This window comes from Vibrio sagamiensis NBRC 104589 (assembly GCF_007990935.1).
In the GTDB taxonomy this organism is placed as follows: Bacteria; Pseudomonadota; Gammaproteobacteria; order Enterobacterales; family Vibrionaceae; genus Vibrio; species Vibrio sagamiensis.
Map to the genome: position 1 here is coordinate 1 of NZ_BJXJ01000019.1, position 14,165 is coordinate 14,165.

Below are 14,165 nucleotides of genomic sequence, written 5' to 3' on the forward strand. Positions count from 1 at the left end.
TTTAACAAAAGTTTTTAATGCGTTCATTTTAAATCTCCTAAAGGAATTAAATTTTTAGAGCCTAGAATAAGTCTTGGCTTTGGACGATTTAAATTGTCGAACATATTTTAATATTGATCCACATTAATAATGATAATAATTTATTATTTTCTAAATTACTTTTCTTATAATTAAAGCTCCAGAATTTACTTAAATAAAAAATGTTTTTATTCTTATTTTGAAAAAATGTTGAAGTTGAAGTAAGAAATAAAACTATTTAAATTATGATGAAAATCTTTCTGGGAGGATAAAAGCGTGACAATGATTTTACCTTATCTTGACTTAATTTATAAAATTTAAATCAAGATTCTGTTTTTAATGATAATAATTGTATTTTTTTTATGAGGTTGTTTTTTCAAGTTTCTGACAAAAAGCTGTATTTGATATGGTACTTTACTAGTCAATTGTGAAAATAAATATTTTTATTAAAATTTTTTTCGGTTTTTTATGTGGAATCAACTAAAGAAATTAATGTATTTAGAGTCAGGCTTAAGCGCTGTTGAATATGCAATTATAGGCTGCTTTATTGGCAGTGCTATTTTATATATAACGGACAGTAGCGAAATCGTTAATGTAACTAATGAAGCTTTGATAAACATGAGTAGAACCAATAGCTCTTCACTCAATGGTTAAATGAAATAATGATTTATATAGATGCAATAATCATGACTGTACTATCGGTCATTTGCTTTGAAGATATTAAATACAGGAAAATATACAATAAAAGAGTATTATTATTGTTGATATTGCTGTCTTTTAAGTTCTTCTTCGGATTGGTAGTTATAGGCGAGCCTGCTGACTTCCATTGGTACGGAGTCGTGATATATCTTGCAATCTCTGTGGCATTGATTCTACTTGGATCTCTAGGATTAATTGGGATGGGGGATGTCAAACTCATTATGATCATTATGCCATTTATCGGGATAGATAATTATGTAGATTTCTTATTTCATATGACAATTTTTGGTGGAGCTTTAGCAGTAATGCAACTGGTCGCTTTAAATCGGATATTTGATTTTGTTGGATTCTCTTCTAAAGGAGTGCCATATGGCATACCCATTATCACTTCTTATATTATACATTCAACAGTGTTGTTTAAATAAAGGTATATCATGAGATTTAAGACAATAGGTTTAATAGCAATATTTATTATTGCTCTTGGTTCGTTAGGGATCTATAAATCCGAGGCTTTGAGTAAAATATCAATTGATAATCAAGAACTCCAAGAGAAAAAAGTTGAAAAAGTAACAATATCAGCTTTGGCGATTAAACAGGATTATGGGGCCGGTTCTTTAGTATCTTATGATTCATTTCAAACGATTAAAACGCAAATTGATGAAGCAGATAGATATAAATATATCACTGAAGTTGATAAAGATAGTTTAATCTCAAGCGTGTTTTTTATTAAAAAGTCAATGAAATCAGGCGACCTTATCAAAGAAAGCAACTTACAAGAACTCAATAGTGGGGATTTTACTGATGTCGTGATGAGAGTTGATCGAAGCACGGTAGAAGAATTCAAATCTGACTTTTATGATATTTATTGGCATTTTAATCAATCAGGAAGAAGCAAAAATAACAGAAAAATTAAACTTTTTGCCAAGAATGTATTTATCAGAATGATTGGTGAAGTGGAGGATGGTGAGAAAAATACCAAACCTTTTGAGACAGAACACGAAAAACTAAGTCCAGTCGTTTTTTCAGTTCAAAATAGATTCATCGATCGCTACCTTCAGGCTGACCAACTTGGGTACTTTAAAATAGTAAAGTCGGCAAGGAAAATGATTAACTTAGAAAATTACTCTACTTTAGAAGTTGACTATTCAAAGGAAATTCAAGCCAATGATATTAGCTCCAGTTATAAATATGATGTCAACATTATTAAATAGAAATTTATTTATTATTTTCACACTATTTTTAGCTTTCAGCGCTCAGGCAAGTGTCTATTTATCTATGTCAGTTAATGAAACGAGATATGTACCTCTATCTTATATTCCTAAAGATATAGTTATAGGCTCTGAAAAAATGTTGGGTGTAACCTTAACTGACAGTAATAACTTATATTTCATTGCTCATTCAGCAGGTAAAAGCAAAGTTATAGTTAAAGGTGAAAATGAAACAATAGAATATATTATACAAATACGTGATGTAGATAAGGACGTTGATAGTTTAAATAAATATCTTGGCTCAGCAGGGTTTTCTACAGTACGAGCAGTTAAAGTTGCTGGTAAAATATACATTAATGGATCAGTAAAAGATAGTGTAGAGAAAAGAGAACTTAATACTTTAGTAAAAAACGCGATTTCATCTCAGTATATAGACAATACAACCATTACTGAAAATCGACAGATTCAAATTAAACTCACTATGGCTGAAGTATCAAAGCATATTGATGAAGAGTTGGGTATTCAGTGGAGTGCTGGCTGGAGTAAAATTGATGGTATAACCAGTGATTTCTTAAAAGCAACAATTGGAATATTATCGAGAAACAACTTAGCAACCGTTTTGACTAGACCTTCAATTATTGTTACCAATAACTCGACTGCAAGCTTTGAAGCTGGAGGAGAAATTCCGGTTCTAACATCAGATGATGGTAATGTTGACATTGATTTTAAAAAATATGGCATACAACTTGAATTTAAGCCTGAAATAAAAAGAGACCAAAGTATTGACTTAAGGGCAAATATATCGTCATCACAAATTGCTGGTTTTATTAATTTAGATGGAAATCAAACTCCACAGTTAAATACCCGAAAAGTAAATACTGAGTTGAATGTACATGATGGTGATATATTTGTTTTAGCAGGACTGATAGATAACAGCCAAAGTCAGGCTGTAACAAAAGTCCCTTTATTAGGGTATTTACCAATTATTGGGGCATTGTTTACCTCTGAGAATTTTCAATCTAATAAAACAGAGTTAATGGTTTTTGCAGAAGTTAATTTTGTTGAAAACAGTATCGATCAACCAAACCTGCCTCAAATAAAATTAAAATCTTCTTTATCTATTTTTACTAATATTGATTTTAAAAGTAGTAGGCCTGAAATAAAAGATTTTATAGAGAATGCTAAGTATCATTATGAAAACTAGTTTGAAGTCAATCTTATCTGCAATACTACTTATGTCTATTTTTGGATGTAGTCAGAGTTTTAAAGATGAAAACGTGTATATTGTTCATGAAATAAAAAATGAAGGAAATATTAACTATACTCTTCCATTCTCTAAAGCAATAAACTCAGAGATTAAGAACGGAACAGTCTCTTGGATACATGGTATCAATATATATCATACAAACAACATATCTAAAGAAAGACTCTATCAATTAAAGATTGATCTTGAAAATATTTATGATTTTTCTCCCAAGTTTACCAGTATCGATAACTATCAAGATAGGCAATTACTTTTATGGGAAGTTCATGTTAGTGATCAGAGGCTTATTCAATGTGAAGCTTGGGAAGTACCTAATGGTCACCATTTGATGAATGAAATTGAAATTGATCAATTTTTAAATGGAACGGCTTGTTCATCTCTAGAGGTTTGGTCGAAATGATTCTTGAAAAACTAAAAAAGGTACATAAAAGTCAATCTGGAGTGAAATCAAAATCACTCTCTCCATATATTATTATTGTTATTTCAAATAACCTGGATCTAATAGAGCGAATACAGAACTACTTCTCTGCATATAGTGTTGATGTCATCAAGTACAATGATAACTTGGAAGCGATCGAAAACTTATTTAATTTGTATTTTAAATCTAAAGTTTATGTCATCAGTGATGAACTCACTTTACGAGATAATGGTGGAGTAGAGAAGTTTATTGAGGTTACTAAAGGTAGAGTTGGTACCTTGCTCTATGGAGAAAAAGATGATCTTGACTACTACTGGGCGATAAAATCATCTGGTATTGGTGAATATACAAGCTTATCTGACAAAACTAATCAGGTTTTCAATGTCATTTTGTATTTTTTTGGTATTGCAAAATCGAGTAGTAGCCATTGGTTTATGATTTCTGATACAACACCAAGTCATGGAAGCCAGATTCTTCAGCATTTATATAAAAATTTGCATTTATATGTTAAAGAGCGACCTAGCTTAAATACTTTATTTATTAACCTTGATATGTATAGCATTTCTTTGGATGCAAGAATAGGTAAAAAAGTTGATTCAAAAATAATTAACTCTTTAGTGAATGATGAAAGTTTAGATATTAAAGCTGCACAGGAATATATTGTAAAAATAGAGGAGAACTTATCATACTTTTCAATAGATCTATTGCATCATACTAACTTAAACTCGATCAACAAAATATCAGACAAGCTAATGAAGTTCTTTGATTTGTTTGATGGTGACTATTCATACATTTTTATCTATGTTCCATTTTATATGTCAAAGTTAGATGTTTATCATCAGTTAATAAGCCGTTCTGATAATGTTACATTAGTAACGGATGCTTCACTTGATTCAGTTTATATGCTTAAGTATATAACTGAGCAAGAAGGAAAAAGCTTAAATACTAATATTAAGACATTTAGATGTGATGTTAATGATGAAGAACGCTACTTACTAGATGAAGGTAATATATACAAGAAAACAGGTCAAAAAATAAGTTATACGTTTAACTTAAATAATAAAAAAAGTTTATTTAAGAAAGGCAAGTCCAGAGATGATATAATTTATAGGTTAATTAAAAATGATTGATTCAAATGTTTTTGTATTATGTCGGAAGTTTGTTCTGGACAATGTAGATATTACAGAAATTCAAAATGAAGATGATTCGATAAAGTATGAGTATATTTACACGACAGTCATTGAATTTTTATCTGGTTCTTCATTTATATTAACAGAGTCAGATAGACAGAAATTAACTAAAGACGTTAAAGATGATATTTTTGGCTACGGACCTCTAGAAGATCTTTTATCTGATTCAACAATCAGTGACATTATGGTTAATAGTTTGAGTGAAACTTTTGTTGAGCGTAATGGTAAAATTAGTCGGGCATATGATGTGTTTTTTCATAACGAAGAACAAGTTTTAAGAATTGCCAAGAAAATTGTTGCCCCCATTGGTCGTCGTATTGACGAGAGTTCACCAATGGTTGATGCCAGACTACCAGATGGTAGCCGTGTCAATATTATTGTGCCCCCTATTGCTTTAGATGGTTGCAGTATTTCTATTCGTAAGTTTCGTGAAGATAAGCTTGATATTGTCGATCTCGTCCATTTTGAATCAATGACCGAAGAAATGGCTCTATATTTGAGTGTCATGGTACGTTCGGCAGCAAATATTATTATTTCAGGCGGAACAGGCTCTGGTAAAACCACACTACTTAATGCTTGTTCGAACGAGATCAATGATGGCCATCGTGTGATTACTATCGAAGATGCGGCAGAGCTACAATTACAACATGAACACGTTGTGCGTCTAGAGTCTAGACCTGCCAGTAGTGAAGAATCTGGTGAAGTATCTATACGTTCGCTTCTTATTAATTCATTACGCATGCGGCCGGATAGAATTATCGTTGGTGAGTGTCGTGGTGATGAGGCATTTGAAATGCTGCAAGCAATGAACACGGGTCATGATGGTTCTATGTCAACAATACACTCTAATAACCCTAAGGATGCACTTATTCGCTTGGAGAGTATGATGATGATGACGGCGACCAATTTGTCGGTAGAGTCGATAAAGAAACAAATAAGCCAGGCAGTCGATATTATTATACAAACAAGCCGGCTTATTGATGGAAGACGTAAAATAACACATATAACCGAAGTCGGAAGCTATGATTCTGGCATGATCTCAACCCAAGATATTTTTGTATACGATCATAAGACAGATACCCACATTAATGAGGTTAAATCTACTCTTCTAGATCGTAAAATTAGAACGAATGGTTTAGAAAGCGAAATGAATTTGGTATTCCAAAATGGTCTTTAGACAAGAAAAACTAGATGAATATATTGAAGATGCAATCATAACTGAATCTAAAGAAAGTAATATCTTCATTATATTCAAATCGAGACTTTACAACTTTTACTTAAAATATTTAAGTCAAAATATTTTGATTATGTTTTTCGATATTTATGGATTGAGTAATTTTATAATCCATATTGGTGTCATTTTATTTTATGTTTCTTTTATGATATTTGTTACAGATACTTTAAGAACTTCATATTTTTTGACGGTGACTCTGACATCACTTGTGGCTTTAATTGGTTTCTATCAGATATTAAATGAGTACAAAAGAAAGTTAAGTGACTATTTTGAAGATAAATTCTCATTCGCATTAAGAATGATAAGTAGGAATTTACTTTCGGGTCGAACAATTATCTCAGCTATCGAGTCTGCCTCTCGCCATACAGTGGGGAAAATACGTCTAGAATTTGAACGTATTATTAAGCAAGTGCATGCTGGCAATACTTTAGAAGAGGCTTTATCCTCAGGAGAAAAAATTTATCCTTACAAAGGCTATATTGTTTTTAGTGCTAACGTACAAATGAGCTTAAAGCGTGGTGGGAGTATTAAAGACTCACTTAATGAGCTGGCTCAGGATCTTGTTGCATCACAAGTGATAAGAAAAAAAACTCAAGCATTGACCTCAGAATCAAGGGGAGCAGCAAAAATACTCGCATTATTACCTTTCATTATGCTTTTTATACTAAAGGGTTTGGCAAAAGATAATTTTGATTACTTGCTTAATGAACAATATGGTAAATATATCATTATCTATGTTGTTGTTAGTGTAACAATTGGTTTTGTTATAATTAAAAAAATGATAAATAGTGTTTCATTATGATTGTTGTTATAAGCCTTATTGTGTTTCTTTTCGGTATATTAGTCTTCATACTTAATAGCTTGAATATGAAGAAGGAGCAGGATTATGTTGATAACTTTATTTTTATGATATCTGATCATGATGATAAGCAAGAATATTATAGTATTTTTAACCAAATATCTGAGAAGAAAGAACTGCTGGATGATTTTTTATATGAATTACTTTCGAAGTATTTTTCTGAAAGTGAAATGTTTACTATGTTACCAAGTGGTGGATTAATAGAAAAGAGGCATAAAACTAATTTCTTTTTATGTTTCTTCTTAGAGGTTATTTTATGTGTTTTCCTTATTCTATCTTTATATGGAATGTCAATTAAGTCTATTATTACAGTGACGGTTTTTCTTTATGTTAATAATATCTTAGTTAGACTACTTTTTGAGAAATTTTTTATTAAAGAAGAAAAGGCTAGAATAAAAGTTAATTTTACTTATTTTCTAGATTTGCTAGCAACGGCAACGAAATCAGGAATGACGATTGAACTTGCATTGATTGCTGTCTCTGAGTACATCGGTCCAATGTCATTATCTTTGTCTAACTATATTCAGATATACTCAAATGATATCTCAACCAATGGTTTTTCAATTGCAAATGAAAACTTGAGAAAGAATATTGATATACAAGAGATAAAGGATTTTACTGCTGTACTCGAGAACGCTATTGAAAGTGGCGCTGCTGTTAATGATGCTCTACGAGTTTTATCTAAAGAAACTCGAGACTTTCACTTTATAGAAACTGAGGAAAATATTGGAAAAATAAGTGCTAAAATGGGTGTTCCTCTTATTTTATTTATTATGTTTCCAATCATTATAGAAATTATTGCCCCTGGTGTTCTCAACCTTATGAGTAAGTTATAATGAAAAAAATCATTTTATATTTTATTTTTAGTTTAGTTCTATCTGGATGCCAAACAACTAAAACTCCTAAAATTGGTCCTGAATTAACTTTTAACCTGAAGAGCTATGAAAAAGTAATTTCTCAGCTATCTGAAAAAAAGACGCTTACAGACAGAGAAAATTATATGTTAGCGTATTCTTTTTATAAAACTAATCAAAGTGATAGATCTGTATTTTTGCTAAGTAGCAAGAAAGAACTGAAGGATGATGATCTTTACCTTTTAGCTGTTATTTATTTAGAAAACAATGATAAGGAAAGCACAATAAACTATTTAGATAAAATAAAAGACAAAAAAGCTTATAATGAAGACAATAAATTAGCAGCAAAGGTAGATAACCTATACTTATTATCCAAATGTGGTGAGCTTGGTAAAGAGCAATGTAGCATAGAGTTTAATTCTCTGAGTAAAAAATACCCTACATCAGAGTTCATTTATAAAAATATGCTTCTCTCTCATTTTGTTTATCAACCAAATGATAAGTCAAATTTCTTAAAAATTTATAATACCTATGAAACAAATGAGGAAGATCTGGAATCTGTCGTATTGGCGGGGGTGATTTCTGGTCAAGATGATATTGCAATCGAACTTTTAAACAAAAAATATAAAGATAAAGATAAAGTTTTATCGATTTATGAAGCGATCAAAGATGCAAAAGTTAACGAGTGAATCAGGTTCAGCTTCCATAGAAGCAATATTTACCATTCCAATATTGATCTATATACTCATTATTATCGTGGGTTTTCTTCAATATATTCACAATGAAAGCATATTTAACTATAATATAACTCGAGCTTTACACTTATTTGATTATAACTCTATTATTATAGATGATGATCTTCATACATCAAAGCTTAAGTTTATCGAATCTCTTAATCATAATCTCAATCAAAGTGTCATTGATTTGGATGAAAATAGCCTTCGTTTTGATTGTTTTAATGATTTAAATAGTCTTTTGAGCAACTCTTATTCTATTGAATGTAATAGAAACAATATTGGTGAATCTCAAGTGATTCGTATTAGTTTTCAATTTGATTACAAAAGATTTTCTTGGCTATTTTCGAAAATTTTCCCAGATAATTTTTTAGGTATGGATAGGGAGTTAATTATCTTTAATGAATCAATTTAATACAGATTCTGGTAGTATTGCAGTTGAGGCTACGATACTTATGCCATGTTTATTGATATTAACTCTGCTTGTTATGCAGTTTTCTGCTGCTACATCACTTAAACTTGAGTTATCTGATATGACTTTTCAGATTGGGCGTTTAATATCAAATAGACATGATGTATTTTCAGGTAATTTATCCCGTTCAGACATCAATAAGATATCTAAGGCTTTTCATCTTGAAGAAAGAAATATATCTATTTTCATTGAAGAGTTAGAGTATGGGGATATAAGTTCTGGTCGACAAAATTACAATATAGAAAAACTATATCACGATCTTGATGGCCGACACTGTGATATAGATAAACCATTATCAGTTAAGCCAGTAATTAATGCTTTTAATAAATATCACTCAGTCTATCGAGTAACATTATGTCGTCATATTGAAAGCTTTAATACGCTTCCTTTACCTGATGAATTTTACGATTGGTTTGAAATTAAGTTTTCTTCGGCCCACTACGGGATACATCACTAATGAAGAAGCAACAGGGCTCGATTATCCCTTTATTTATATTAATTATGCTTTCTGCATTTATATTTCTATATTATACCTATGATATTAGTCGCAGCTATTTAGCAGCTAAAGTGCAAATTAACACCACTCGTGAAATTAATAATTTAATTTCAATTAGCGGAGATACGCTTACCGATATAAATCAATCGATAGCACAGTTAAATGGACTGGATATTGATCATTCACAAGGAGATTGGTCTTATGACAACTATGAGGAAAATGATGTTATTTCCGTTGTTTCCACGGTTAATTTGACCCAACATCGTAAATTAACGCAAACACTACCGAATGCATTAGAAGATAGATTTGAAGTTGAAACTAAGACCATACGGGCTAAACATTACGAGGATCTGAATGTTATCGTGACAATTGCTGATGATTCAGAGACCAAATATTTGGCCAATAGTGTCAAACATTCATTGAATAATGCTCTTAAAGTCTTATTTGATCACACTGACTCTAATTTAACCGTTGTTCCTTTTGGCTATCGTATCAATATAGGTGGTAAATGCTGGACAACCTTTCCTCGTGGAGATGACTTTTCGTTTCAATGGTGGGAAGACTATTATGCCCAGCTTGACATGCTAAATGATCTAAAGCAGCAACAGCGAAATATCGATAATTTGATTGCAAACGCTCGCCGACAGATTGAGCAAAAACAAGCTCGTATTGACGAAATTGATCAATTACTAGCAACAACAGATGATCCAGAAGAAATCGATAATTTAAATGCAGAAAAAGAATTACTTGAAAATGAAATACAAGAGTTGGAAAGACAGCTAGAAGATTTATTAAACCAGAAGGAAGATATTGACAATGAAGTTAATGATCAGCAACAAGTGATCAATGATTTAGAATCTTCTCAAACGTTTATTAAGTATCATGAATTAGCAGAGCATTACGCTAAAAGTGGCCAAAATTATCTTTATATTGATAATTATTTTGATGTCTTTCTTGATGATAATTCTTATCCCTATACTTCTGATGATGCAATTAATGATGCTTCTAGAACTGAGTTTGATCAGAGTTTATTAAGTGAACTTAGTATTACTAAGAATAAATACTTCGGTAACACTCAGACGTGCCCAAGTAAAGCTGTCGTTGAGGAAACAACGAGTTATCGTGTGTTCCTTTCTACTGTAAACCAAATGAACTTTAGGGCGCCGTTTGTCTCTCCCATCCAGGGTGTCAACTATGCATTGAAGCATTCTTTTTTAAGCAATAAAGCAAATAGAACTGCGGTTATTTACCTTACTGCTTTAACTGACGAAAAATTATCTGATCAAGATCAGAAAGAGAGTGAGAAAGACATTTTAAAACAGTTCTGTCAGACAATAAAAACCGATTACATCAACCATGTTTCCGCTAAGTCGATTTTCATTGTTAACGACGACTCTAATATCTCAGATATTGAGTCATTGGAATGTGCAAACCTCTGGCATGAAAAGTACAGCATCATCAATATTGATGAATTTGATGACGACGATTTACTGACTGACCGCATTGCCTATGAGCTTTTGCAAGAGTCGAGTTCAAACTATATTGGAAAGATAAATGAATAAAAATTTGAGAGCCATATTGTGTATTTTTTCCCTTACCATCGGAGTTGCTCAGTTATCGTATGCTGAAGAAGTTGTTGATCACTGCGATGCTTACCTTATTCCGAAAAATAAAATTAAAGATGGTAGTTACTATTCTTTTATGGGGCGCACTATTGAATCACATTCAGTACAAAGCTACCTTTTAAAGCAGAAATTGAGTGAGTTTAAATCGGCTGCATATGATATCTGTGAGAGAAGTGATTTTTCTTTCCTACATCGCACATTGAGTGCCAGTCGCTTTAAACATCTTTCAACACTCTACTTTGAAACTGATTTTTTTGAAATTAACGATAGAGATATCTCACACTTATCATCGACCAATGAATTTATTGATGCTGATGCTTTATTAATTGTCGGCTCTGCTTCCATTATTGGGGATGATTTTCATAATTTGAACTTATCACTAAAGCGAGCAGAACAAGTTGTTGAACGATTAAAAGGTCGTAAAGATATTTTCCTATTAAATATTGGTGCTTTTGGACAAGACACTGCCCGATCTAATGATGAATTCTACATGGCTAAACGTCGTAGTGTTTCTATTTATGGGCTCTCTTATGAATAAGCAAGTATTTTGGAAACTGGATAAAAGCCATCGAAGGCTATACGGTGAAAATGGTATAGAAATACATTTTACTAAATATGAATTTAACCTCTTTTTTTACTTGTTAACCCAGCAACAACAAGTGTGTTCAAGTTCATCGATCATTGAGCAAGTTTGGGCTGACTCACCGAAAGGGAGCTATGCTGCAGACAGTTCAAATCTTATTCAGTTAATCTCTAAAATTAGGCGACAGTTAAAACCGCTAGAAAAGATCATGGAAATTAAAAGTCAACGTGGTGTGGGTTACTTTCTTTCTATGACGGAAGGTTATATGTTTAATGACGATGAAATAAGTTACACCCCATTAACGATTTATGATCGCGACTCTGAGACTGAAAAAAAATTTCGCTTTTATCAAAATCAAATTTTAAAACAGCTGTTTAGCCTCAACCAAGACCGCCAATTCAAGATGCGTGATTTTGGTTTCGTATTGCTAATTTCAGCGTTTTTTGGGGCGATTTTATTGTTGCGCCAGCCCTCGGGACTTCCAGAAAGTCCACTTAATATGACGAATTCTAGTTTGCATGTTGAAGATTGCGGAGTTCCGTCAGAGCTTCTTTTTACTCGAGAAAATTTGACTTGTAGTGATATCAGTGACTTTGATTTTGAACAAGGTCATTCCTATATCATCAGTAAAGCAGCAGGGAATATTTATGTTTCTTCGTTTTAAGAAGTCAGGTGTGCTGTTGATGGCGTTTATGGTTTTTTTAGGTGCTATGATGTTAAAAGTGACTGACTCAAATGAGATTTGCTATCATTTAAATGCTCAGGTTTTGTCTGATTCGGGCGTTAAATTTGCTTACTCAGTTGATGTATTGAGTAATGGTAAATTGTTTTTAGAAACCGAGCTCAGCGCTAATGACCAGCATTACCAGTATTCTCGCTTATTTGAATACACCCATATAAAGTCGAATACTTTTATTATTCATGAAATTAGTCAACGTTCTGATGAGAATCGCGATATTGAGCCGTTTTTAAAGTTTGATTTCTTTAAATCCTTACAAGAAGTTGAATTATTTAAACCTTCAGCAGAAGTTGTACTTGCTCGTTCTGAATCCAGATACCTTTATCTACATTCTTCACAAGCATTATAGTTTTTAAACAACTTAACATCAGCATCTTGAGATGACTTAGGTATTGTCTAAGAAAAAAAAGGGGAAGCGTAGACTTCCCCCAAACGTGCGACTGACTCACACTTAATTTACACATTACCTAGGGGTGAACTTGTGTATACCCAAGCATCTTGAGGTTACTTGGATATAGCTAATAAACACAGCCTCCTATTTGTCGTATGCATGCTTAGCTTTGCGACTCCAAGAAGTTTATCCACGGGCCTGCCATATTGCTTATTTCTGGTACAAGAGCCGCATTTTTCATCGCTTTAAGAGCATGATTGGGCTGATTCAATTCAAAATGTGCCATGCCTCGAATATAACTCAGTTCCCCTTTATCCTTTCGCTTGGCATCCGGCGCGACTTTTTTGGCGAACTTGGTTGCTGCTGCATATTGCTTATCTAAAATCATTAAACGAGCAACTTTGAGCTGCGTCTTGGCTGTGGGTGCCATGTTATAAGCAAGAAGGTAAGTATCAATCGACTTATCTAATTCTTGCGCTTGTTGCCAGAAAGAAGCCAACTTTTCTAAGTTAGCGGCACTGCGCGTCACCAGACCTTGCTCTATGGAAGCTTGTAGCGTGGTGGCTGCTCGATAAGGGACACCTTGATAAGCTTGGAAGTTGACCAAACGTAAATGCTCTTTTTCACCTTCTAATAGACCTAATTTGTGGGCCATTTCTAATGTGGATAAGGCATTGCGCTCTTGTTTCAACTCCATGTATATGCCGGAGAGCTGAGTCCAGTAACGCTTATTTTGTGGGTACTTAGTGGTTAAGATCTTAAGTACTCCCGCCACACTTCTAAACTGTTTGAGTTCGTAATGGGCAGACATCAACAACTGATACCAAGATTCACTCGGGTTTTTACTCATCGCAATCGCTTGTTTGGTGGGCGGGATTGCATTTTTGTAATCTCCAAGCTGAACATAGGCACTGGCTAGAGTGATATAAGCGTGTGCTTGTGGTTTTTCTTCTGTGCTCTGTGCGGTTTTAAACCATTCCTTCATGGTTACAACGGATTGTTTAAATTGCCCCTCTGCGAGATAAAGTTGAGCTAAGCTGTAACGCACTTGCTGGGCTACGGGTACTGGCAATGCGTCAAGGCTTAAGGCCTGAGCAAAATATTTTGCAGCTTTGGGATAGTCATCTTTTAATGAATATAGAAATCCCATTTGTTGCAGCAAAACGGCTTTGTCGTATTGTTTTTTCCCCGAGCTTTTTAGTGCCGCGTTGATCTTGGCGACGGCTTTGGTGTAATTCTCCTCAGCAATCAGCTCTTGTACTTTATTGACTGTCCGAAATGTTCTGTCAGATAACTCCGGGTTAGCGGCAATAACAGGCGCGCTAGACACGCCTGAAATCAACGCCAGAGAAGCCAACCACTTTATATATCCTTTCATTGT

At 33.1% G+C, this 14,165-nt stretch carries 16 protein-coding genes; 15 read left to right on the top strand and 1 reads right to left on the bottom strand.

From position 1 onward, the window contains the following. The first annotated feature begins 704 nt into the window (after window positions 1–704). The 15 genes from VSA01S_RS10600 (at window position 705) to VSA01S_RS10670 (ending at window position 12,742) form a co-directional block, all read left to right on the top strand. Window positions 705–1,142, top strand: coding sequence for a prepilin peptidase (locus tag VSA01S_RS10600; RefSeq protein ID WP_158000781.1), 438 nt, complete (start codon window positions 705–707; stop codon window positions 1,140–1,142). 9 nt (window positions 1,143–1,151) lie between these two features. Next, window positions 1,152–1,928 (top strand): hypothetical protein, encoded by a 777-nt coding sequence (locus VSA01S_RS10605; RefSeq protein ID WP_039981674.1) that lies wholly within the window; start codon window positions 1,152–1,154, stop codon window positions 1,926–1,928. Continuing rightward, window positions 1,882–3,129: a type II and III secretion system protein family protein gene (locus VSA01S_RS10610; RefSeq protein WP_039981672.1), complete on the top strand. Its 1,248-nt coding sequence runs from the start codon at window positions 1,882–1,884 to the stop codon at window positions 3,127–3,129. Before VSA01S_RS10605 ends, VSA01S_RS10610 begins: the two co-directional genes overlap by 47 nt. Further along, a complete protein-coding gene (locus VSA01S_RS10615) occupies window positions 3,119–3,589 on the top strand; it encodes a hypothetical protein (protein WP_039981671.1) in 471 nt (156 codons plus the stop codon). Before VSA01S_RS10610 ends, VSA01S_RS10615 begins: the two co-directional genes overlap by 11 nt. Continuing rightward, window positions 3,586–4,737 carry a hypothetical protein gene (locus tag VSA01S_RS10620; RefSeq protein ID WP_039981669.1) on the top strand — a complete coding sequence of 384 codons (1,152 nt, stop codon included), beginning with the start codon at window positions 3,586–3,588 and terminating at the stop codon, window positions 4,735–4,737. Before VSA01S_RS10615 ends, VSA01S_RS10620 begins: the two co-directional genes overlap by 4 nt. Further along, window positions 4,730–5,974 (top strand): TadA family conjugal transfer-associated ATPase, encoded by a 1,245-nt coding sequence (locus VSA01S_RS10625; RefSeq protein WP_039981667.1) that lies wholly within the window; start codon window positions 4,730–4,732, stop codon window positions 5,972–5,974. The genes VSA01S_RS10620 and VSA01S_RS10625 overlap by 8 nt, the downstream gene beginning before the upstream one ends. Continuing rightward, complete coding sequence (locus VSA01S_RS10630; protein WP_039981665.1) at window positions 5,964–6,833, top strand: type II secretion system F family protein; 870 nt, start codon at window positions 5,964–5,966, stop codon at window positions 6,831–6,833. The genes VSA01S_RS10625 and VSA01S_RS10630 overlap by 11 nt, the downstream gene beginning before the upstream one ends. A 65-nt stretch (window positions 6,834–6,898) precedes the next feature. Next, on the top strand, window positions 6,899–7,726 hold the full coding sequence (locus VSA01S_RS10635) for a type II secretion system F family protein (protein WP_158000780.1): 828 nt from the start codon (window positions 6,899–6,901) through the stop codon (window positions 7,724–7,726). Then, on the top strand, window positions 7,726–8,433 hold the full coding sequence (locus VSA01S_RS10640; protein WP_039981661.1) for a hypothetical protein: 708 nt from the start codon (window positions 7,726–7,728) through the stop codon (window positions 8,431–8,433). The genes VSA01S_RS10635 and VSA01S_RS10640 overlap by 1 nt, the downstream gene beginning before the upstream one ends. Beyond that, a complete protein-coding gene (locus VSA01S_RS10645) occupies window positions 8,414–8,893 on the top strand; it encodes a hypothetical protein (protein ID WP_039981659.1) in 480 nt (159 codons plus the stop codon). Before VSA01S_RS10640 ends, VSA01S_RS10645 begins: the two co-directional genes overlap by 20 nt. Continuing rightward, complete coding sequence (tadF, locus tag VSA01S_RS10650) at window positions 8,880–9,407, top strand: tight adherence pilus pseudopilin TadF (protein WP_039981657.1); 528 nt, start codon at window positions 8,880–8,882, stop codon at window positions 9,405–9,407. The genes VSA01S_RS10645 and tadF overlap by 14 nt, the downstream gene beginning before the upstream one ends. Continuing rightward, window positions 9,407–11,008 carry a coiled-coil domain-containing protein gene (locus VSA01S_RS10655; protein ID WP_039981655.1) on the top strand — a complete coding sequence of 534 codons (1,602 nt, stop codon included), beginning with the start codon at window positions 9,407–9,409 and terminating at the stop codon, window positions 11,006–11,008. The genes tadF and VSA01S_RS10655 overlap by 1 nt, the downstream gene beginning before the upstream one ends. Next, window positions 11,001–11,609 (top strand): OmpA family protein, encoded by a 609-nt coding sequence (locus tag VSA01S_RS10660; RefSeq protein WP_039981653.1) that lies wholly within the window; start codon window positions 11,001–11,003, stop codon window positions 11,607–11,609. Before VSA01S_RS10655 ends, VSA01S_RS10660 begins: the two co-directional genes overlap by 8 nt. Then, entirely contained in the window at window positions 11,602–12,318 is a 717-nt protein-coding gene (locus tag VSA01S_RS10665; RefSeq protein ID WP_050567357.1) for a helix-turn-helix domain-containing protein, read from the top strand. The genes VSA01S_RS10660 and VSA01S_RS10665 overlap by 8 nt, the downstream gene beginning before the upstream one ends. Then, the gene (locus tag VSA01S_RS10670) at window positions 12,302–12,742 is read left to right on the top strand and encodes a hypothetical protein (RefSeq protein ID WP_039981651.1); all 441 of its coding nucleotides are present in this window, start codon (window positions 12,302–12,304) and stop codon (window positions 12,740–12,742) included. The genes VSA01S_RS10665 and VSA01S_RS10670 overlap by 17 nt, the downstream gene beginning before the upstream one ends. 205 nt (window positions 12,743–12,947) lie before the next feature. Here VSA01S_RS10670 and VSA01S_RS10675 read toward each other — a convergent pair whose 3' ends face one another. Beyond that, window positions 12,948–14,162, bottom strand: coding sequence for a tetratricopeptide repeat protein (locus VSA01S_RS10675; protein WP_039981649.1), 1,215 nt, complete (start codon window positions 14,160–14,162; stop codon window positions 12,948–12,950). Window positions 14,163–14,165: the final 3 nt, after the last annotated feature.